Source organism: Clostridium sp., from assembly GCF_050717545.1.
In the GTDB taxonomy this organism is placed as follows: domain Bacteria; phylum Bacillota; class Clostridia; order Clostridiales; family Clostridiaceae; genus Clostridium_AD.
On sequence record NZ_JBOITN010000034.1, the window covers coordinates 37,946 to 58,612 of the forward strand.

Annotated in this window: 24 protein-coding genes; 2 read left to right on the top strand and 22 right to left on the bottom strand. The window is 31.6% G+C overall.

The window, feature by feature from the left end; translation table 11 throughout:
• Window positions 1-92: 92 nt before the first annotated feature.
• The 19 genes from ACREVX_RS10985 to ACREVX_RS11075 all read right to left on the bottom strand — a co-directional run bounded on the left by ACREVX_RS10985 (window position 93) and on the right by ACREVX_RS11075 (window position 17,591).
• The gene (locus tag ACREVX_RS10985; protein ID WP_431544225.1) at window positions 93-1,127 is read right to left on the bottom strand and encodes a rod shape-determining protein; all 1,035 of its coding nucleotides are present in this window, start codon (window positions 1,125-1,127) and stop codon (window positions 93-95) included.
• A gap of 133 nt (window positions 1,128-1,260) precedes the next feature.
• On the bottom strand, window positions 1,261-1,515 hold the full coding sequence (spoIIID, locus tag ACREVX_RS10990) for a sporulation transcriptional regulator SpoIIID (protein ID WP_431544226.1): 255 nt from the start codon (window positions 1,513-1,515) through the stop codon (window positions 1,261-1,263).
• Between the two features lie 121 nt (window positions 1,516-1,636).
• The gene (locus ACREVX_RS10995) at window positions 1,637-2,425 is read right to left on the bottom strand and encodes a peptidoglycan DD-metalloendopeptidase family protein (protein ID WP_431544227.1); all 789 of its coding nucleotides are present in this window, start codon (window positions 2,423-2,425) and stop codon (window positions 1,637-1,639) included.
• 144 nt (window positions 2,426-2,569) lie between these two features.
• The gene (gene spoIID / locus ACREVX_RS11000) at window positions 2,570-3,634 is read right to left on the bottom strand and encodes a stage II sporulation protein D (protein WP_431544228.1); all 1,065 of its coding nucleotides are present in this window, start codon (window positions 3,632-3,634) and stop codon (window positions 2,570-2,572) included.
• A 225-nt stretch (window positions 3,635-3,859) separates the two neighbouring features.
• Window positions 3,860-5,125, bottom strand: coding sequence for a UDP-N-acetylglucosamine 1-carboxyvinyltransferase (murA, locus tag ACREVX_RS11005; protein ID WP_431544229.1), 1,266 nt, complete (start codon window positions 5,123-5,125; stop codon window positions 3,860-3,862).
• A 27-nt stretch (window positions 5,126-5,152) separates the two neighbouring features.
• Window positions 5,153-5,881 (bottom strand): YwmB family TATA-box binding protein, encoded by a 729-nt coding sequence (locus ACREVX_RS11010; RefSeq protein ID WP_431544230.1) that lies wholly within the window; start codon window positions 5,879-5,881, stop codon window positions 5,153-5,155.
• A 361-nt stretch (window positions 5,882-6,242) separates the two neighbouring features.
• Complete coding sequence (gene atpC / locus ACREVX_RS11015) at window positions 6,243-6,641, bottom strand: ATP synthase F1 subunit epsilon (protein ID WP_431544231.1); 399 nt, start codon at window positions 6,639-6,641, stop codon at window positions 6,243-6,245.
• Window positions 6,642-6,685: 44 nt separating this feature from the next.
• Window positions 6,686-8,080 (bottom strand): F0F1 ATP synthase subunit beta, encoded by a 1,395-nt coding sequence (gene atpD, locus ACREVX_RS11020; protein ID WP_431544232.1) that lies wholly within the window; start codon window positions 8,078-8,080, stop codon window positions 6,686-6,688.
• A 93-nt stretch (window positions 8,081-8,173) separates the two neighbouring features.
• Window positions 8,174-9,040: an ATP synthase F1 subunit gamma gene (atpG, locus tag ACREVX_RS11025; RefSeq protein WP_431544233.1), complete on the bottom strand. Its 867-nt coding sequence runs from the start codon at window positions 9,038-9,040 to the stop codon at window positions 8,174-8,176.
• A gap of 95 nt (window positions 9,041-9,135) precedes the next feature.
• Entirely contained in the window at window positions 9,136-10,653 is a 1,518-nt protein-coding gene (gene atpA / locus ACREVX_RS11030) for a F0F1 ATP synthase subunit alpha (RefSeq protein ID WP_431544234.1), read from the bottom strand.
• Between the two features lie 15 nt (window positions 10,654-10,668).
• On the bottom strand, window positions 10,669-11,202 hold the full coding sequence (locus ACREVX_RS11035) for a F0F1 ATP synthase subunit delta (RefSeq protein ID WP_431544235.1): 534 nt from the start codon (window positions 11,200-11,202) through the stop codon (window positions 10,669-10,671).
• A 1-nt stretch (window position 11,203) separates the two neighbouring features.
• The gene (locus ACREVX_RS11040) at window positions 11,204-11,683 is read right to left on the bottom strand and encodes a F0F1 ATP synthase subunit B (protein WP_431544325.1); all 480 of its coding nucleotides are present in this window, start codon (window positions 11,681-11,683) and stop codon (window positions 11,204-11,206) included.
• Window positions 11,684-11,749: 66 nt separating this feature from the next.
• Window positions 11,750-11,992, bottom strand: a complete 243-nt coding sequence (gene atpE / locus ACREVX_RS11045) for an ATP synthase F0 subunit C (protein WP_431544236.1) — start codon at window positions 11,990-11,992, stop codon at window positions 11,750-11,752.
• A gap of 33 nt (window positions 11,993-12,025) precedes the next feature.
• Window positions 12,026-12,706: a F0F1 ATP synthase subunit A gene (locus ACREVX_RS11050; RefSeq protein ID WP_431544237.1), complete on the bottom strand. Its 681-nt coding sequence runs from the start codon at window positions 12,704-12,706 to the stop codon at window positions 12,026-12,028.
• 53 nt (window positions 12,707-12,759) lie between these two features.
• Window positions 12,760-13,125: an ATP synthase subunit I gene (locus tag ACREVX_RS11055; protein ID WP_431544238.1), complete on the bottom strand. Its 366-nt coding sequence runs from the start codon at window positions 13,123-13,125 to the stop codon at window positions 12,760-12,762.
• Between the two features lie 718 nt (window positions 13,126-13,843).
• Window positions 13,844-14,974 (bottom strand): non-hydrolyzing UDP-N-acetylglucosamine 2-epimerase, encoded by a 1,131-nt coding sequence (wecB, locus tag ACREVX_RS11060; RefSeq protein ID WP_431544239.1) that lies wholly within the window; start codon window positions 14,972-14,974, stop codon window positions 13,844-13,846.
• A gap of 77 nt (window positions 14,975-15,051) precedes the next feature.
• Window positions 15,052-16,080, bottom strand: coding sequence for a glycosyltransferase family 4 protein (locus tag ACREVX_RS11065; RefSeq protein ID WP_431544240.1), 1,029 nt, complete (start codon window positions 16,078-16,080; stop codon window positions 15,052-15,054).
• A 75-nt stretch (window positions 16,081-16,155) separates the two neighbouring features.
• The gene (locus ACREVX_RS11070; RefSeq protein WP_431544241.1) at window positions 16,156-16,644 is read right to left on the bottom strand and encodes a deoxycytidylate deaminase; all 489 of its coding nucleotides are present in this window, start codon (window positions 16,642-16,644) and stop codon (window positions 16,156-16,158) included.
• A gap of 236 nt (window positions 16,645-16,880) precedes the next feature.
• Window positions 16,881-17,591 carry an ATP-binding protein gene (locus ACREVX_RS11075; protein WP_431544242.1) on the bottom strand — a complete coding sequence of 237 codons (711 nt, stop codon included), beginning with the start codon at window positions 17,589-17,591 and terminating at the stop codon, window positions 16,881-16,883.
• A 135-nt stretch (window positions 17,592-17,726) separates the two neighbouring features.
• Between ACREVX_RS11075 and ACREVX_RS11080 the strand changes: the two genes are divergently transcribed.
• Together ACREVX_RS11080 and ACREVX_RS11085 are read left to right on the top strand one after the other, a co-directional pair.
• Window positions 17,727-18,422 (top strand): Crp/Fnr family transcriptional regulator, encoded by a 696-nt coding sequence (locus ACREVX_RS11080; RefSeq protein WP_431544243.1) that lies wholly within the window; start codon window positions 17,727-17,729, stop codon window positions 18,420-18,422.
• Window positions 18,423-18,620: 198 nt separating this feature from the next.
• The gene (locus ACREVX_RS11085) at window positions 18,621-19,166 is read left to right on the top strand and encodes an NADH peroxidase (protein ID WP_431544244.1); all 546 of its coding nucleotides are present in this window, start codon (window positions 18,621-18,623) and stop codon (window positions 19,164-19,166) included.
• 80 nt (window positions 19,167-19,246) lie between these two features.
• Here ACREVX_RS11085 and upp read toward each other — a convergent pair whose 3' ends face one another.
• From upp to ACREVX_RS11100, 3 genes are all read right to left on the bottom strand, one after another.
• Window positions 19,247-19,876 carry a uracil phosphoribosyltransferase gene (gene upp, locus ACREVX_RS11090; RefSeq protein ID WP_431544245.1) on the bottom strand — a complete coding sequence of 210 codons (630 nt, stop codon included), beginning with the start codon at window positions 19,874-19,876 and terminating at the stop codon, window positions 19,247-19,249.
• A gap of 26 nt (window positions 19,877-19,902) precedes the next feature.
• Window positions 19,903-20,352 carry a ribose 5-phosphate isomerase B gene (gene rpiB, locus ACREVX_RS11095; RefSeq protein WP_431544246.1) on the bottom strand — a complete coding sequence of 150 codons (450 nt, stop codon included), beginning with the start codon at window positions 20,350-20,352 and terminating at the stop codon, window positions 19,903-19,905.
• Window positions 20,353-20,431: 79 nt separating this feature from the next.
• Window positions 20,432-20,629, bottom strand: a complete 198-nt coding sequence (locus tag ACREVX_RS11100; protein ID WP_431544247.1) for a hypothetical protein — start codon at window positions 20,627-20,629, stop codon at window positions 20,432-20,434.
• Between the last annotated feature and the right edge of the window lie 38 nt (window positions 20,630-20,667).

Genomic DNA, 20,667 nt, shown 5'->3' on the forward strand with positions numbered 1-20,667 from the left:
AAGTAGCATGAATTTTTCTACAAGCTATAAAAATAAGCAATACAATTAATTTAATAATTGTATTGCTTATTTTTATAGCTTGTATGCAGTTTTTAATCAATTAAATAATTGTTGCCTCCAGTAAATGAGCTATCTAGTTTACCCATATAATCGAGAACCTTACCTGTTCCAAGTGCTACACACGAAATTGGATCCTCAGCTAAATACACTGGGACTCTAGTTACTTCTTGTATAAGTTTATCTAATCCCTTAAGTAATGCTCCTCCACCAGTCATAACTATTCCTTTATCAGCTATATCTGCCGAAAGCTCCGGTGGTGTTTTTTCAAGCACTGAATGTGCACATCCTGCTATTGAAACTACTGCATCCTTCAAGGCTTCTCTCATTTCCTCTGATGTTACTGCTAAATTTTTAGGGAGTCCTGTAACTAGATCTCTTCCCCGTATCTCCATGCTTGTATTTTCTTCTTGCTTGTAAGCACAACCTATGTTTATTTTTAAGTCCTCTGCAGTTCTCTCACCAATCATTAACTTATGTTTTTTCCTGATATATTTTATTATATCCTCATCGAACCTATCTCCCGCTACTTTAAGCGATTGACGTACAACCATGCCTCCTAAAGAAATTACTGCAATATCAGTAGTTCCTCCACCGATATCAATAACCATATTACCACTCGCTTTACCAATGTCCAGTCCTGCTCCAATTGCCGCAGCTAAGGGTTCTTCTATTAGTTGGACTTTCTTGGCTCCAGCATTTTTAGCTGCATCCTCTACTGCTCTTCTTTCTACTTCCGTTGCTTCACAAGGAACGCAAATTACAACTTTCGGAGCAGATAACCTTCTTTTCCCACAAGCCTTTGTTATAAAATGCTTTAACATTCTTTCAGTTATATCATAATCTGAAATGACACCATTCCTCATAGGACGAATGGCAACAATATTACCCGGTGTTCTTCCTATCATTTTTCTTGCTTCTTCCCCAACTGCTAGCACCCTATTATTATTTCTGTTTATTGCAACAACAGATGGCTCTTTTAGGATAACACCTTTACCTTTAATGTATACAAGCACTGTAGCTGTACCTAAATCTATACCCATATCTGTACCCATTCTAAAAAAAAACATCTCAAAACCACTCCTGCTCTTTAGTATATTCGTTATTTCAATTATACTAAACTTTATTCTATAAAGACATAAAAAAACCTCTTTTTTATTAAAAATTCTTTTTATCTTTTATAGGTTTTAGCTTGAAATGTCTTTATCCTTCTATTGCCTTGTATTTAAGCCTTGTTGCTCTTCCACCTCTTATATGCCTTTCTGCTTTATTTAAATCCAAAATTGTTTTTGCTTGGTTAGCAATTATAGGATTTATAGTTGGCAATCTTTCCGTCATGTCTTTGTGTATTGTACTTTTGCTAACTCCAAACACTTTGGCTGTTCTTCTTATTGTGGATTTTGATTCAATAATATATTTTGCAACTTCTAATACACGGTCTTCAATATAGTCTTTCAAAAGTGTTACCTCCTAAACCCTTCTATATTTATAAATATGCAATACCTAGCTTTTAAATTCCATTCCAATTAGTCATCTTGCTATATATTTCAAAAAAATGACTAATTGAGATGGTTATTGGTTATTTTTTAATTGTTACTGGTTGGTATTTTTCATATGTTACATATTTAGCAGGATCAATATTCTTATTATTTTGTAAAACTTCAAAATGCATATGAGAACCATAAACTTCATTATATGAATTTAAGCTAGTGTTTCCCACACAACCAATTTGTTGATTTTTAGTTACTTTATCGCCTTTTTTCACTAGTATCTTTGCATCTAAATTAGAGTAATTAGTAACAAAACCATTTTGATGATCTACTTGAACCATTTGACCCCTTTGACCATCAACATCAGTACCAACTACTTTAACTATTCCATCCATAGCAGATACAACTTTCTCACCTAGTTTTGCTTGAATGTCGATACCTAAGTTTGTTCTGTAACTTCCATCAGTCTTCCACACTACAACATCAATATCTTTTGAATATGCCCTTGCGAGCGTTCCATTTGCCACAGGTTTTTGAAACTTAGCATTAATTGTTGTTGAAGCTGCGGCTGCTATTGTTTCAGTAGTGACTTTTTTAATATTAGGCACCTCTTTAAGTTCCTTAGCCTTAGCCTTATTCTCATCTTCTTCTTTCACTTGAAGTGCACCATCATATTGTTTTTGTTCTTCTTTTAGTACATTTGCTGCACTAGCTTGTTGTTTTTGTAATGCTTCTTGATTACTTGAAATCTTTTTATTATTATTTGCTGTTATAGATGCCACTGTAGCTACTATACATAAACAAACAAATAAAATTACATAAAAGCCTTCCTTTTTTAAAAAATTTAATGTCTTATTGTTGTTTGCGTTCTTATCCATACAAACACCTCCACTTGTATTTTTGTCCATAATGTAATAAAACATACATATTTTATAAAATTTATTTATACTTATTTATTTTTCCAAAAAATAAAGCTGATTATCCCTTTTTATAAAGGATAACCAGCTTAAAAATATTATTTTTTATTTGGATATAGCAACGCCTTGATAATAATGCGTTAATATTTCAGTATAACTTTTCCCATCTTTGGCCATGGCATTTGCACCCCATTGGCTCATTCCTACACCATGCCCATATCCACTACAATCTATCTCTATTCCACTTGAATTAAACTTCATTTGAAAATTTGATGATTTTAGGCCAAGCATTGTTCTGAATTTACTACCTGACATAGTTATATTTCCCACCTTAATATTCTTAACACTCCCGCCCTCCGTCCTTTCTATTATCTTTATTTGATTCTTAATACTCGCCGTAGTTACCTTCGCATTATTATAATTACTATTAATAATTTTAATTATCTCCTCATATTTAAAATTATTAATACTTTTAGCATTTTTTACGGTTTCCTCGCCTAGACTTTCTACACTCCTTAAATAAGGTATACTAGTGCTGAATACCTCTTCAGAATTTTCAGTTTTCCCGCTGCTAGTTGAAAAATAATAAGGTTCCATTACCAATTCATCATTATATGTTAAGACCTGCGCCCTTGTATCTTCAACCGCCTTTTTTATCTTATCCCATAACTGATCACCTTTATTTTTATTATCTTTATTCCAATCTTTTATACGTTCCGCCTTAGTCACATAAACTTGGCAGTGCGTTGTGTCACACAAGCTAGCACCATTAGCATTTTTACATGGTGAGCCCCCATCCTCTATAACGTGTGCCAAAGCATATGTCCTAGCAGCCACTGCTTGGGCCTTTAAGGCATCCGGTTCAAATGCAGCCGGCATTTCCCCAGCAACAACCCCCGTGACATACTCCTCTAAATCAAGTTCCTTTATTATATTTTCTTTTGTAATAAATACTTTAACTTTAGAAATTTTTGGTAGCTCGCTATACTTAATAATAACTTTATCGTCATCCGACTTAATTTCAAAGCTATTATTTTTATTTATAATTGCGTTCTCTCCGTTCTTTCCTACTCCCACTAATAGAATAGAAGTTATTACTATAAATGCAATACATGCAGTTACTATTAAAATAAGATTTTTCAAATGCACTGTAATAAAAACTCTTCTCATTTATTTCTCCTCTCATGCAAAAAAACTCTACAATATACATATTAAATAACTATAAATAATATTACATTTTGAGGATATAAATTTCTTATAAAAGAAAGAATTAAATCATCTCCTGCGTAGCTTCAAAATCTTCCTAAAATAAACTAAAAGAATTAGAATATATAAATCACATATACTCCAATTCTTTTGGTTTTATATTTTTATTATATTTTTTTTGTTAATATCTCAGCTATCCGAATGTACTCTTTCAATATCCGCTCCTAGCCCCTTTAATTTCTCTTCTATAGATACATACCCTCTATCGATATGATATATGTCCTTTATTGTAGTCGTACCCTCTGCAGTAAGCCCTGCAAGTATTAACGCTGCGCCTGCCCTTAAATCTGTAGCTGTAACATCACTACCAGTAAACGTATCTATACCCTCTATTACAGCACTTCTGCCATCTATTTTTATATTCGCTCCCATTCTCTTAAGTTCCACAGCATGCATAAATCTGTTCTCAAAAATAGTTTCCGTAATTATGCTCGTACCCTTTACCGTACATAGTAAGCTCATCATCTGCGCCTGCATATCTGTGGGGAATCCTGGAAATGGCATAGTTTTTATATCTATTGGATTTAATTTTTTTCGTCCATCCACTATTATGCTGTTCTTATTAATTTCTATCGCTACTCCCATTTCTGTAAGTTTTGCTATTATTGGTTTTGAATGTATTTCATCAATTCCATTAATTTTAACTAGGCTCTTTGTTATTGCAGCAGTTATCATAAATGTACCTGCCTCTATTCTGTCGTATATCGGTTTGTAAACAACCTCGTTAAAATCTCTAACTCCTAAAATCCTTATAGTATCCGTTCCTTCCCCACTTATTTGTGCTCCCATACCTCTTAAAAACTTTGCCAGATCTACTATCTCTGGTTCCTCTGCTGCATTTCCTATTATCGTTTCTCCCCGTGCAAGCGTTGCAGCCATCATTATATTTTCTGTAGCGCCAACTGATGGATAATCTAAATATATATTACATCCTATTAATTTTTTTGCTTTTGCCTCCACATATCCATGTCCTACAAACACTTCAGCTCCCAGAGCTGATAATCCTTTTAAATGAAGGTCAATAGGTCTAGTCCCAATATTGCATCCACCTGGCAAAGATATTTTAAAACTACCAAATCTTCCAAGCATAGGTCCCATTATTAAAAAAGATGCTCTCATTTTTCTTACTAATTCATCATTAGCACCATTATCAAACAAATTAGCAGTATTTATTTTTACTATATTATTTATTTTATCTATATTAACATCTGCCTTAAGAGATCTTAATACGTCGCAAATTACAAATACATCCTCTAGCATAGGAGAATTTTCTATAGTACAGCTATTACCGTTTAATATTGTTGCTGCAAGTATTGGAAGAACCGCATTTTTAGCTGCACTAACATTTACTTCACCTTGTAATCTTTTCCCACCCTTTATAACTAATTTATCCATATATTTCCTCCATTATATTGTTAGTTTTTAATAAGTTATAATTATTTCAGGTGTACCAATAATAATGTACCGTCCTGATGAATAATTACATATAGCATAATTAAAATCAATTAACTTGTTATTAATTAACTCCTCATTATACTTTTGCGTATATGCTATAGTACTTAGTCCATTATTTATACTCACTGTATCAATATTTTTGGCACCACGTGACTTTAGAATTTTTATTATTGCACCATTAATATAATTTACCGCTAAACTTGAACTATCATCAATTTTAGCCTTAAGATATTGAAAACATTTAATATCTTTACCGTGGCTTCCAATGCTATTTATAACTTTATTTTTAAGGGCTTCTAGTCCGTTTTCATTCATTTTCTTACTTATGTTTATCGTTATATTATTTTTTTTACCGTTTTTCAAGGCCTCGTTATTAGATTTTAAACCCTCTATATATCCTTCAATGTTAACACCTGAAAACTCTATGCAATAAGAATATCCATCTTCAGACCTGACTAATTTTATATCTTTATTATTAAGATCTAAGGATTCAATTAAATAGTTGACTATTTCTTTTGGGTTTACCTCAGTATTAAACGATGTTTTTAAACCATATTCTACGGTTTTGCTTTTAGATACTATTAATATTTCATCAAATAAATTAACTCCCTCTTGTGCATTAGTAAATTTAACATTAACTTGTAAAATTATTAGGCTTAATACTATACACAAAAGTGATACGCTCTTTTTTTTCATTTTAACTTCCCCCCCTTGTCCTCTTTATTAAATTGTTGACAATAATTTCTTTTTCTATTCTATAAATAATGATATTTTAATATTAATATTATTAATAAAATCATCCCCCAGCACTAATGCGAAGAGGATTATTGGGTTTGTTGTTTAGGCGGGGGCCCTTTAGAAATTAATGATTGATATATATATTCTTTATATTATTAATATATAAAATTTTAATGTAAATGTGCTTAAAATAATTTATTCATATTTCTAAATCAAACTTCATATTCCTCACTGTAATTTCAAAGTCTATACTAAGAATATTAGTATAGTTTTGAGCATAAAAAAATGAAGATAAATTAATATCCTCATTTCACATTTTTTATCCTTTTGTTTTAATTCTCTCAAGTGCCCTTAATATAGCATTTTCAGTTCTTACAAACCCAACTCCATGCTTATCTCCCAATCTTTCTTCTGCTCTTTCTTTAGCCTGCTTTGCTCTTTCAACGTCTATATTTTCTGGCCATTCACAGGCCCTACATAACATTTCTATAGTTCCATCAACTACTCTTAAAACCCCCGATGATGTAAAAGCTTTTAATGCTTTACCATCCATGTCTATAAATGTTGTTACCGTTGGTTTTAAAGGAGCTATCATAGGCACATGATTTGCAAGGATACCAAATCTGCCTTCATCACTCTCTGTATTAATGCTCAGGATTTCACCACTATAAAATTCCTTTTCAGGAGTAAGTATAGTCAGCTTTATATGCTTTTCCATATGAAAACACTTCCATTTCTATGCATATTCTTAATACTATCTTATTATTTAGCCAATGTTTTCGCTTTTTCTACTGCCTCTTCTATAGACCCAACAAACATAAATGCCGCTTCTGGCAGATCATCATGTTTACCTTCAAGGATTTCTTTAAATCCCCTCACTGTTTCTTTTACCGGCACAAATTTGCCCTTCATTCCAGTAAATTGCTCGGCTACAGTAAATGGTTGAGATAAAAATCTTTGAACCTTTCTTGCTCTTAATACTACCAATTTATCTTCATCAGATAATTCATCTATCCCAAGTATTGCAATAATATCTTGAAGTTCCTTATATCTTTCAAGAATATGTCTAACCTTTATTGTTACATCATAATGCTCCTTGCCAACTATTCTAGGATCAAGCATTGTTGAAGTAGATTCTAATGGGTCTACAGCCGGATAAATACCAAGCTCAACTATTCCTCTCGATAATACTGTAGTGGCATCTAGATGATTAAATGTAGTAGCCGGAGCTGGATCTGTTAAATCATCTGCAGGTACATATACTGCCTGCACCGATGTAATTGCTCCTTGCTTTGTTGATGTAATTCGTTCTTGTAATTGCCCCATCTCTGTGGCAAGTGTTGGTTGATAACCAACAGCGCTTGGTATTCTGCCAAGTAATGCAGACACCTCTGAACCAGCTTGCGTAAATCTAAATATATTATCAATAAATAACAATACATCTTGACCTTGATCCCTAAAATACTCACACATAGTAAGACCTGTTAATGCAACTCTCATCCTAGCACCAGGTGGTTCGTTCATCTGACCAAAAACTAAAGCCGTCTTATCTATAACTCCCGATTCTTTCATTTCATTATAAAGATCATTACCTTCACGGGTTCTTTCCCCAACTCCAGTAAATACCGAAAGCCCATTGTTTTCTTTTGCAATGTTATTCATAAGTTCTTGAATTAGTACAGTTTTACCAACTCCTGCACCACCAAAAAGACCAATTTTACCGCCCTTTTGATATGGGGCAATTAAGTCTATTACCTTTATACCTGTTGCAAATATTTCCGGCTCCACAGACTGTTCCTCAAACGTTGGGGCTAACCTGTGAATAGGCATATACTTTTCTGCTTTAACTTCTCCCAATTCATCCGTAGGTTTTCCTAGGACATTAAATAATCTTCCTAGTACTACATTTCCAACTGGCACTGATATTGCGTTACCTGTATCAACAGCCTCAAGACCACGTCTTAACCCTTCAGTACTTTCCATCGCTACCGCCCTTATAATATCATCACCAATATGTTGTTCAACCTCAGCTACAACAATTCTATCTTCCATCTGTATTTCAATACTATTAAAAAGATTAGGAAGACTATCTGAGTCAAACTTTATATCTATAACTGGCCCTATTATTTGAACTACTTTCCCTATATGTCCCGGCATTGTTCTCACTCCTTTTTACCTTTGCACTTCCTTATCTCAAACTACTTTTGAGCTTCCTTATCTCAAACTACTTTTGAGCTTCCTTATCTCAAACTACTTTTGAGCTTCCGCCCCTCCAACTATTTCCGAAATTGCTTGCGTAATTTCACTTTGTCTTATCCTATTGTAACTTAAATTCAGTTTATCAAGCATATCATTAGCATTAGTAGTAGCTGATCCCATAGACTCCATTCTAGCCCTGTGCTCACTAGCTTTTGAATGTAGCATAGAATTAAGCATTTTACCACTTAAATATAATGAAATGATTTCTTGCATTGCCGTTTCATCTACTGCCTGAATATCTACATACTCTTTATTTGAATTATGTTCATTATCTAAATTTAAAGGGAGTAATTTTTCTACTATAACTTCATTTTTCAGTGCTGAGACAAGTTTTTTATAAACAATGTGAACTTCACCTACCTGGCCACTAATATACATACTTAGTGCACGATTCATAATGGTAGTAGCTTCCTTTTGAATAGGTATATCTGAAGTTTCAACATATTCAGCAACTGTTTGAATATTATGCTTTTTAAGTAGACTTCTTCCCTTTTGGCCTACAATAATTACATTGTAGTCCATAGAGTTACTTTCCTCGCTACCCTTTACACTAATTAACATTTTATTTACTACCGTCCAATTAAACCCACCGCAAAGGCCCGCATCAGAGGTTAATACAATATATAATTTTGTAATATTATTATTGCCACTTAGATAAATGTTATCCTCTTCATAATTAATTTTAACTTGCTTAACTGTTTCCTCAAGCTTCTTTACATAATTATTGTTAGTATCTACAAGCCCTTTTATTTTTTTATATTTAGATGTGGAAACAAGCCCCATAGCTCTGGTTATTTTAGTAGTATTTGTTATGGATTTTATTCTTCGCTTAATCGCGACAAGCCCCATACCCGACATATTTCACCTCTCTTTAACCTCAATAAATATATTATGAGGCTAGTTAATTAGAGCCTATTAGTGCTGCATTAACAATTAATGTGACATATATATCGTTAATGTTCTTCTATTACGAATATTTTTTTAAATTCTTCTATGGCTTCAACAAGTTGTTCTTTTATGCTATCATCCAATACCTTCTTGTCTGCTATCTCCTTACCTATATCTCTATAATGTGTGTCCATATACTCAAAAAATTCTTTTTCAAATCTTATTACCTGGTGTACTGGAATATCCATAAGATAATTATTGGCCCCAGCAAAGAAAATCATAACTTGCTTTTCTACTGGCACTGGCGCATATTGATCTTGTTTTAATATTTCAATTAATCTTTTCCCTTTTTCTAGTCTCATCTTCGCATCTCTATCAAGATCCGTACCAAATTGAGCAAATGCTGCAAGCTCCCTATATTGAGCAAGTTCAAGTCTTAAGGTCCCTGTAACTTGTTTCATGGCTTTTATTTGAGCATTTCCACCAACCCTCGATACTGATATTCCGGCATTAACTGCTGGCCTTTGCCCTGAATGGAACAATTCGGCCTCGAGAAATATTTGACCATCAGTTATAGAAATAACATTAGTTGGTATATAAGCAGTAACATCACCCGCAAGAGTTTCAATTATAGGAAGTGCAGTGAGCGACCCTCCACCTAATTTATCAGAAAGTTTTGCCGCCCTCTCAAGTAATCTTGAATGGATATAGAATATATCCCCTGGATAAGCTTCTCTACCTGGCGGTCTACGAAGTAATAGTGACATAGCTCTATAAGCAACTGCATGCTTAGATAAATCATCATATACTATTAATACATTTTTACCATTATGCATAAAATATTCTCCCATACTACATCCAGCATAAGGTGCTAAATACTGTAGAGGAGCTGAATGAGACGCCGTTGATGCTACAACTATTGTATAATCCATTGCGCCCATTTCAGATAATGTATTAACAATATATGCGACAGTCGATTGTTTTTGACCAATAGCAACATATATACATATAACATCTTTACCCTTTTGATTTAAAATAGTGTCTATAGTTAAAGCTGTTTTACCCGTTTGCCTATCCCCAATTATAAGTTCTCGTTGTCCTCTTCCAATTGGAACCATGGAGTCTATTGACTTTATTCCAGTTTGAAGTGGTTCTTTAACTGATTGTCTTTGTATAACTCCAGGTGCTTCTACTTCTACTTCTCTTGTTTCTGTAGTATTTACTGGGCCCTTACCATCTATTGGCACACCTAAAGCATTTACAACCCTTCCGAGTAACGCTTCCCCAACTGGAACTGAAACCACTCTACCGGTTCTTTTAACTATATCTCCTTCTTTGATGCCCTTTTCAGGTCCTAGTAGCACACATCCAACATTATCTTGCTCTAAGTTCAATGCCATACCAAATATACCATTAGGAAATTCTAAAAGTTCATTCTCCATGCATTCATCTAATCCATATACTCTTGCAATCCCATCACCAATTTGAATTATGGTGCCTGAGTCAACAGTATCAATAGTCTTTTCATATCTTTCTATTTCTTTTTTTATTATGGATGTTATTTCTTCTGGCTTTATATTCATAAACTCACCTCCATTCTATTTAAACATTATCTTTTTCATATCCTCTAACCTGCTTTTAATTGTACCATCGATGACGTCGTCTCCAACCCTTAGATATACACCGCCTATAACTCTTTTATCCAATTTTTCATCAAAAATTATTTTCTTATCATACATTTTCACTAGCTTCTCGCGTAAACTCTCCCGCTCAGTTTCCTTAAGTGGTATTACTGTTTTAACTTCAACTAGCAAAGTATTAGTTCTTACTAAATGAATCTTCTCCATTTCTTTAAGTTTTTCCTCAATATACATTATTCTATCTTTTTCTATAAGAATAAGTAAAAAAGATAAAACTTCTTCATCAATTCTGCCCTTAAAGATATTAATAAACATCTTCTTTTTTATAGAAGTGCTTAATTTAGGATGCTTAATCACTTTTAAAAATTCAGAATCATTCTTAATAATTAAAACAATTTGTCTTAAATCATCTAAATACTCATCTACTTTACCTTTTTCCTCTGCAACTGTATACAGTGCCAGCGCATATCTTTTATCTAGAAACTCATACATTTTAGTTACCTACCTTAAATATGAAATCCTCAATTAATTTTCTATGTTCCGATTCATCTATATGCTTTTCAAGAGCTTTTTCAGACAATATTAAAGATAAATCTATAACTTGTTTCTTTACTTCACTTTCTGCTTTATGTTTTTCTCTTTCAATTTCTACTTTTGCTCTTTCCATAATTATATTTGATTCTTTTTTTGCATCATCAATAATTTCTTGAGAAATATTTTGGGCTTTCACTTTATATTCTTCTACTATTTTTCTTCCCTTTGATCTTGACTCATGCAATAATTGGTCCTTTTCTTTTACTGAAATTTCTGCTTTTTCTTCATTATCTTTAGCATTCTTAATAGATGTACTTATTCCATTTTTTCTATCATCCATTATCTTATTTAGTGGCTTACTAAAAAAGTACTTTAAGATATACAGTAACACAATAAAATTTACTATAGTGAATATAATTGTAGATATATTTATGCTCAAATTCATAATCTATTAAAGCCCCCTTTAGGCCTAATTTCAAAATTCCTCATTTTGATATGTGCCATTTTACTTAAAAGCTAAAATTAATGCTATTAGGAATGCGTATATAGCGCAAGCCTCTGAAAACGCAGCACCTATAACTAGTGTACTAATGATAGATCCTCTAGCTTCTGGTTGTCTTGCTACTCCCTCGACAGCTTTAGCCGCTGCATTACCTGTTCCTATTCCTCCGCCTATACATCCTATCGCTGCAAGACCTGCGCCTATTGCAGACGCTGCTGTAATTATTGTTGCTGAATCTATAGCCATAATATATTCCTCCTTAATTTTTAAAAACTAATTCTAGTGTTCTGCAATAACCTTTATATTAACCATTGTAAGCATTACGAAAATAACCATTTGAATAAGACCATCAAATAAGTCAAAATAAAAATGTAATGGTATTGGAACAACCAATTGTGCAAAACCACTAATACTTCCTAAACTCTTATATGCCAAATCTAAAATTACAACACCTGCAGTTATGTTGCCAAATAATCGAAAACTTAATGATACTGGAAGCATTACTCTCTCTATAATATTAATTGGTAATATAAACGCAAATGGTTTAACATACCCCTTAAAATAGTGACCTAATCCAACCTTCTTTATAGCAAACCATTGAACAACAAGGAATGTTATTAATGCTAATGCTAATGCTACACTATAATCTACTGTCGGCGGTGTAACCCCTATGATCCCCGTAATATTCGAAATACTTAAGAAGATTACTATTGTTCCTATATAAGGTACAAATCCCATATACTCTTCTCCCATATTATCTTTAACCAAATTGTTTATAGCATCCATAATCATTTCTATTATGTTCTGTTTTTTATTAGGAATTATTTTTAAGTTCCTTATAAAGCATAAACATAATATTGCTACTATTGCTATTATGCACCACTGAACGAATATACTCTCCGCAATCCCAATACTGTAACCAAAAAATTTAATATGAAATAACGGCGCTATCTTATCCATTAAATCACTTCCCTTCAATGTTAATATTAATTACTGCATGTTCAAATTATTCATTACGTATTCCTATTTTTTATTCCATAAACCGCCAAGGATATGAACTGCAAGCTATAACCAAAAATATATGCAATTATATTATATATGTTATGTCTACCAATCATAAACCCAATAAGACCTACAAATATAACCCTTATTATAGATCCTAAAACTATTATGCCTGTACTTTTTACATTTTTACCATTTAGAGAATATTCTGTTATAATACCATTAACAAAAAGATTTACTAGTGCTATTATTACACCTAATATAAAAAATAATGCATATGATTTAATTGTAAAATATATCACGGTAGCAAAAATCAAAGAAATAAAAAAATCATACAACGCAATCTCTTTAAACATTTTTCTAAAATCACTATCCACTTTTTATTCTCCTCACTATTTAGTAGCATTTTTAATTATAGTCTACTAATTTTCATAAATAAAATCTAAAATAACTCGTTTTTAGGAAATATATAGCTACCTAAGTCGATTTTATCAATAAAATAAGTATATTACTCTGTATATCTCCACTTTGTTATATATTATGGATAATACAACTAATTTTCACTTATATTATTCAATTGAATGTTTTTCGAAACTATTATGAATATTCTAAATTTTCAAAATAGTTTTACGCGTATTTTACTATTACTTATCTTTATTAACTTTTAGAAACTTTATAAGTTTAATATTATTTAGTTAAACATTTACAAAAAAATTAAAAATTTTTTTTTAAAATTATTTTTTTCTTTTTTTATAAACAATTGCAATATTAAATTTTTATTAATTCATAATTTTATTATTAATATATTTTTTTAATATTAATATTTGCATTTTAATACTTATATTTACAGCCTATCTTACATAATATAATGGGTATAAGCTATTAAATACCACATACAACTATATATAATCTAATTAATACTAATATGTTGTTCTATATTCATATGGGTTTTTAATTTTTAAAACTGTTATTTTAACCTTATTCACCCGTAAAAAAATTTTAAAAAAACAAATTCAAGAATTATATTTCTAAATTCTTGAATTTGTTTAAAATCGTTGTAAACTGTGATAATTTTATTGCATTATCAACATAACTTTATATCTTGTTTTTATTAAAATAATTAAGTAGTGCCCTTACTATTTTAACAGATGCATTTCCATCACCATAAGGATTAATACATTTACTCATTTGAATATACTCATCCGTATCTTGCAAGAGCTTACTTGCATGTAATACAATCTTATCTATATCTGTCCCAACAAGTTCTACTGTACCAGCATTCATAGCTTCTACCCTCTCAGTAACTTGCCTAAGCACTAAAACAGGTTTTCCTAAATGAGGAGCTTCTTCTTGAATACCTCCCGAGTCCGTCATAACCATGTAACATTTTTTCATTAGATTATGAATTTCTTTAGTGTCTATAGGCTGAATTAAATGTATTCTATCTATTCCTTCTAAAATGTTATGTACCATATCCTTAACTATTGGATTAGGATGAACAATATATAACACTTCAACATCTTTATTTTCTTTAGCTATAATTTTTAAAGCATTACATATATTTTCAATTCCACTTCCCCAATTTTCTCTTCTATGAGCAGTAACAATAATAACTTTCTTATTTTTATAGTCGATTGTATTTAGTTCAGTGTTTTCAAAAATATAATTATCCTTAATTGTATATTTCATAGCATCTATAACCGTATTTCCAGTTACCACAATAGCACTTTCATCTATTCCTTCTCTTAATAAATTTTCTTTAGATGTAGTTGTAGGTGCAAAATGCAAATCAGCTATTGCCCCCGTTAACTTCCTATTCATTTCTTCTGGATATGGGAAATATTTATTATGACTTCTTAACCCTGCTTCTACATGGCCAACAGGTATTTTCCTGTAAAAAGCTGCAAGAGATGCCGCAAATGTTGTTGTAGTATCTCCATGAACTAAAACTATATCTGGTCTCTGCTTTTCGAAAACTTCCTCTAGACCTGCAAGCACGGAACACGTTATCCCCGTTAAGCTTTGTTTTGCTTTCATTATATTTAAATCATACTGAGGCTTAATCTTAAAAATATCCAGAACTTGATCTAATATTTCTCTATGCTGAGCCGTGACACATACTGTGCATTGTATTCGAGAATTTTTCTCTAACTCTTTAATAAGAGGTGCCATTTTTATAGCCTCAGGTCTTGTACCAAATATTACTATTACTTTAATATTTTCCAACAGGATCCACTCCTACTTTATATTAGTTTAAAACTGCATGTTATTTTATAATCATATATTAATTAATATTAATATAATTAATCTTTTTGATGAAATATTCCATATTTCCAAGCTATCGAAACTACTGCAACCATTACAATCACTAACAAAAAATATGCCGTTCGATTACTAAGTTGCATAGCTATAATTGCAATCCCACCAAGAACAGCACTTATAAAATACATAATAATAACTGCTTGTTTCTGACTCATACCCATATCCAAAAGCCGATGGTGTAAATGACCTTTATCTGCTTGCATTATAGATTTTCCATTTATTTTACGTCTTATCATAGCGAAAAGAGTATCATAGATAGGTATCCCAAAAGCTAAAACCGGAACTGCAATTATAAAAGCTGTTGCTGATTTAATTGCTCCTTCAATTGAAATAGCAGCTAAAAGAAACCCTAATAATTGAGAACCCGTATCCCCCATAAAAATAGAAGCTGGATTAAAATTATACGGTATAAATCCTAAAATTGATCCACTCAACACAGCTGTTAAAAATGCAGCTTCAAGTCTTCCATTAAGTAGCGATACTATCATTAAAGTAACACATGATATAAATGCTACACCTGCTGCTAAACCATCTAATCCATCTATTAAATTAAAAGCATTAGTAACTCCAACAATCCATATTATTGTAACGGGAATATTAATCCATCCTATATTTAAATAAGGATAGAATACCTTAAAAGGATTAGCTATAATAGCTATGCTTATGCCTGACAATAAAAGGCATATGGCTGCTGCTACCTGTATTAATAATTTATATTTTGGCCTTAAATCTTTAATATCATCTATAATGCCCCCAATAACAATAATAGTTGCACCAATAATTATCCCTATTTGAGAGGTCGTTAAAATTCCATTATATAAAACGACTCCTACAACAAAAGATATGTATATAGCAAGTCCTCCCATAACCGGAACTGGTTTTATATGAACTCTTCTGTTATCTTTAGGTACGTCAATTGCATTAACCTTTATTGCTAATTTCTTAACCAAAGGCGTAATAATAAATGAAATTAAAGCAGAAATTATTGCTAGAATAAAAATATTGCTCATTTAAAAAACCTTTCTTTCATAAAAGAGTGTACCTATTATTTAACAAATCACCAGTGGATACTAATTAGCAGATAATTAATACCCACCATCACCTTGAAGTGAGTCATCATTTTTTATCCATTCATCTACATACACAGTTTTATATTGTATTTTATCATCTCTAATTATTACCTTTTCTATACCAGAATTAATTATAAATCTCTTGCACAAAGAACACGGTGATGCATTTTTAACTAGTTCTCCTGTACTTACCTCTTTCCCTACTAAATACAAAGTCGCACCTAACATATCATTTCTTCTAACCGATATGATTGCATTTTGTTCTGCATGTACAGACCTGCAAAGCTCATATCTTGTGCCTCTTGGCACTTTTAATTCTTCCCGTCTACATACCCCTAAATCGCAGCAATTCTTTCTTCCTCTAGGTGCTCCTGAATATCCCGTAGACATAATTTCATCATTTTTTACTATTATTGCAGCAAAATTTCTGCGCAAACACGTTCCTCGTTCAGATATTGTTTCACATATATCCAAATAATAATTATGTTTGTCAATTCTTCCCATAATTATACCTCATATAAATTATTTTAACTATTTAGATAAAATAAATTAATTTAATTTAATTTTTAATCTAATAATCAATCACTATTATTTTACACTAAAACAGCAAGTATTTAAAGTATTTAATATCCTATATATATTAATTTTCTATAAATCAAAAAAAGAAAAGCATATTTTATGCTTTTCTTAATATTTTGATAGGCACTAATAAATCTTAAGTTATTTTGTTTTGGGTAATATTATATTATTGTTCCATTTATACCAATTATAACTTCTTTATATGGAACTATTATTTTAGCACTTAGCATAGCTTCTTTTACGCAGCTCACAATACCTGTGCAACAAGGCACTTCCATCCTAACTACCGTAATACTCTTTATATCATTATTTTCTAATATTTCTGTAATCTTCTCTTTATAAAAGTTACTATCATCAAGCTTTGGACATCCTATTAAAGTTATTCTACCTTTTATAAATTCTTTATGAAAATTTCCATAAGCATAAGCTACGCAGTCTGCAGCTACCAATATATCTGCATCCTTTAAAAATCCCGCTTTTGAGTTAACTAATTTTAACTGCACTGGCCATTGACTTAGCTCCGAAGGCCTTGCCTGCTCAAATGTTTCATCAATTTTAGTTGCTTTATTTAAAACAACTGATGATGCAGTTCTTTTTATAGATTTTTCCATTGTACCAGGACACCCAGAAGGTAAATTATCTTTTTTCATCTCAACAGCTTTTATGTCGTAATCAGTAGCCTCTCTTTCCACTATCTTAATAGCACCAGTAGGACACTCAGGCAAACAATCACCTAGCCCATCACAATACTCGTCACTTATTAATTTAGCCTTTCCATCAACAAGTTCTATAGCCTCTTCATGACAGGCATCTATGCATATTCCACAACCATTACATTTCTTTTCATCTATACTAATAATATTTCTTTTCAATTTAACTCCTCCTAAAATTTTCAATATATATATACTCAATTAATTTTTAGATTGACTCTATAATCTAATTATATTAAAATTATATGTAATGGTATGTAACATGCGTTACCAAATTCAAATTTTGAAGGTGATTTTATGGACAAACTAGTAAATTGTTTAAAAAGTTGTATTTTATTTAATGGTTTAACTTCACTTGAGCTTAAAAATTTAATTCAAAACATAAACTATACAATATCAGATAACTGCAAAAACTGCACCGAATGTACTACCTGTATAGTGGCCTTCGAGGGTGACCTCTGCGACTCTTTAGGCATCGTAATTCAAGGTGAACTCGAGGTTCAAAAACATTACGCAAGCGGGAAAATTGTTACACTTTCAAAATTAAATAAGGGAAAAATTTTTGGTGAAGCAATCGCTTTTTCAAATACGAATATATATCCTGCTACCATTGTGTCTTATAAAGGTTCAATCATACTTTATATTTCAAAAAAAGATGTTATATCTATGTGTAGTTCCCATCCCATAGTCTTAAATAATTTCATGCAATTGTTATCGGGCAAAATATTGTTATTAAATAAAAAAATTAAAGAACTGTCTTTTGAAACCCTAAGACAAAAAATATCTAACTACTTACTTTCTCAATATGAATTTCAGAAAAACCTAGACCTTGTACTCCCCATGTCCAGAAAAAATCTTGCAGAGCATTTAGGAGTACAAAGACCCTCTCTCTCAAGGGAGTTTGTTAATATGAAAAATGACGGATTAATAGATTTCAATAAAAACTTAGTTCAAATAAAAGATTTAGATAAAATTGAAGAAATATTAGTTTAACTACATTGTCGAATGTCCTCGAAATCTTTTTCTAAAAAATACTTAATTTTACTTGATAATAGTTATCCGTTGATGTATAGTTGTTTTAGAAAGTTAAATACAAATTTTCTATTAGCTTAGTAAATTATGGTATTTAATATAAAAGAGGGACAATTTAAAATTGTTACTTCGTCCAAAGAATACGAGGGGGAAATATATATGAAGAAATTTGTTTGTACAGTATGTGGATATATCCACGAAGGAGATTCTGCACCTGATGTATGTCCAGTATGCGGAGCAAAAAGTGATAAATTTATAGAGAAAGATGAAAATGACATGACGTGGGCAGATGAACATAAGGTTGGAGTTGCTAAAGATGTAGATGCATCAGTAATAGAAGGTTTAAGAGCTAATTTTGTTGGAGAATGTACCGAAGTCGGTATGTATTTAGCAATGAGCCGTCAAGCTGATAGAGAAGGATTCCCTGAAGTTGCAGAAGCTTATAAGAGAATAGCATTTGAAGAAGCTGATCATGCTTCAAAATTTGCTGAAATGCTTGGAGAAGTAGTAACAGATGACACTAAGAAAAATCTTCAAATGAGAGTTGATGCTGAACACGGAGCTTGCCAGGGTAAAAAAGATTTAGCTACATTAGCTAAAAAACTTAACTATGATGCAATTCATGATACAGTACATGAAATGTGTAAAGATGAAGCTCGTCATGGTCGTGCATTTAAGGGATTATTAGATAGATATTTTGAATAAAATCTAATAAATCATAAAAACAACCTACAGATTATTATCTGTAGGTTGTTTTTTATTTCTTATTTTCTGGAGCGATTTTACTATTTAGTTCCATATAACCTGTCTCCAGCATCACCAAGACCCGGAACAATATAGCCTTTTTCATTTAATTTTTCATCAATTGAAGCTACATATATATCCACGTCTGAATGCGTCTCTTGAACATTTTTAATTCCTTCAGGCGCAGCTATAAGACACATAATTTTTATATTTTTTGCTCCTCTTTTCTTAAGAGCTGTAATTGCATCTATTGCAGAACCTCCTGTAGCAAGCATAGGGTCTGTAATAATTACATCCCGTTCATTTATATCCTGTGGTAGTTTACAGAAATATTCAACTGGTTGTAATGTTTCTTCATCTCTATACATTCCTATATGTCCAACCTTAGCCGCTGGTATAAGGTTAAGAACACCGTCAACCATTCCTAGTCCCGCTCTTAGTATTGGTACTATAGCCATTTTCTTTCCAGCCAAAACTTTGCATTTAGTAGTACACACAGGAGTTTCAATTTCTATTTCTTCTAATTGCACATTACGTGTAACTTCATAAGCCATAAGCATTGCAACCTCTTCAACTAACTCTCTAAAATGCTTTGAACCTGTGTTTTTGTCTCTTATGTACGCTAATTTGTGTTGTATAAGTGGGTGTGTAATTTGTGTAACTTTACTCATATGTAATTCCTCCATTTTTTTAATGTTTATTTAGTATATCTTTCTTCTATTTTAGTAATTTTATCAATTCTTTTTTGGTGCCTATCTCCCTCGAATTTAGCAGAAATAAATACCTCTACTATATCAAGAGCTAACCCAACGCCTACAACTCTAGCGCCAAGAGTAAGTATATTAGCATTATTATGTTGACGCGTTGCATGAGCACTAAAAGTATCACTGCATAACGCAGCTCTTATCGCTGGCACCTTATTTGCAACAATGCTTACTCCTATACCTGTACCACATACTATTATACCAAATTCAAAGTTTCCGGCGGCTACTTCCTCTGCAACTTTTAGTGCATAATCTGGATAATCACAAGATTCCTGCGTATAAGTACCAAAATCTTTTACCTCAATCTTTTTACTCTCCAAATACGTAATTATTTCTTTTTTTAAGCCGAACCCACCATGGTCACTACCTAATGCTATCTTCATTATAAAACACCTCCGATAAAATATTCTGTGCTATAATATATTTTATTACAAAAAAAGAAGATATCGACATTTAAATAAACTATTTAAACACCACTATCTTCCTTATTTTATCCAATAATAAGAATGCATTATTCTTTAATATATTATTTTTTTTTAAATGAGCTAAATTAATTCTAACATCGGGGGATACGTTGTTTATACCACATATTTTATTAAAAATAGCTTGTATCCCATAGCTTTCTCTGGCTTTTTTATTATAAACATATAATATATCCATTGTCATCCTCCTTGTATTCCTCTAGAATAAATATAACT

Coding starts and splice junctions, on each gene's coding strand:
- ACREVX_RS11080 (WP_431544243.1), top strand. CDS start 17,727: ATGGACAAACTAGTAAATTGTTTAAAAAGTTGTATTTTATTTAATGGT.
- atpG (WP_431544233.1), bottom strand. CDS start 9,040: ATGTCGGGTATGGGGCTTGTCGCGATTAAGCGAAGAATAAAATCCATA.
- rpiB (WP_431544246.1), bottom strand. CDS start 20,352: ATGAAGATAGCATTAGGTAGTGACCATGGTGGGTTCGGCTTAAAAAAA.
- ACREVX_RS11035 (WP_431544235.1), bottom strand. CDS start 11,202: ATGTATGAGTTTCTAGATAAAAGATATGCGCTGGCACTGTATACAGTT.
- atpC (WP_431544231.1), bottom strand. CDS start 6,641: ATGGAAAAGCATATAAAGCTGACTATACTTACTCCTGAAAAGGAATTT.
- ACREVX_RS11070 (WP_431544241.1), bottom strand. CDS start 16,644: ATGGGAAGAATTGACAAACATAATTATTATTTGGATATATGTGAAACA.
- ACREVX_RS11065 (WP_431544240.1), bottom strand. CDS start 16,080: ATGAGCAATATTTTTATTCTAGCAATAATTTCTGCTTTAATTTCATTT.
- ACREVX_RS11050 (WP_431544237.1), bottom strand. CDS start 12,706: ATGGATAAGATAGCGCCGTTATTTCATATTAAATTTTTTGGTTACAGT.
- murA (WP_431544229.1), bottom strand. CDS start 5,125: ATGGATAAATTAGTTATAAAGGGTGGGAAAAGATTACAAGGTGAAGTA.
- upp (WP_431544245.1), bottom strand. CDS start 19,876: ATGAGTAAAGTTACACAAATTACACACCCACTTATACAACACAAATTA.
- ACREVX_RS11085 (WP_431544244.1), top strand. CDS start 18,621: ATGAAGAAATTTGTTTGTACAGTATGTGGATATATCCACGAAGGAGAT.
- atpA (WP_431544234.1), bottom strand. CDS start 10,653: ATGAATATAAAGCCAGAAGAAATAACATCCATAATAAAAAAAGAAATA.
- ACREVX_RS10995 (WP_431544227.1), bottom strand. CDS start 2,425: ATGGATAAGAACGCAAACAACAATAAGACATTAAATTTTTTAAAAAAG.
- ACREVX_RS11100 (WP_431544247.1), bottom strand. CDS start 20,629: ATGGATATATTATATGTTTATAATAAAAAAGCCAGAGAAAGCTATGGG.
- ACREVX_RS11010 (WP_431544230.1), bottom strand. CDS start 5,881: ATGAAAAAAAAGAGCGTATCACTTTTGTGTATAGTATTAAGCCTAATA.
- atpD (WP_431544232.1), bottom strand. CDS start 8,080: ATGCCGGGACATATAGGGAAAGTAGTTCAAATAATAGGGCCAGTTATA.
- spoIID (WP_431544228.1), bottom strand. CDS start 3,634: ATGAGAAGAGTTTTTATTACAGTGCATTTGAAAAATCTTATTTTAATA.
- ACREVX_RS10985 (WP_431544225.1), bottom strand. CDS start 1,127: ATGTTTTTTTTTAGAATGGGTACAGATATGGGTATAGATTTAGGTACA.
- atpE (WP_431544236.1), bottom strand. CDS start 11,992: ATGGCTATAGATTCAGCAACAATAATTACAGCAGCGTCTGCAATAGGC.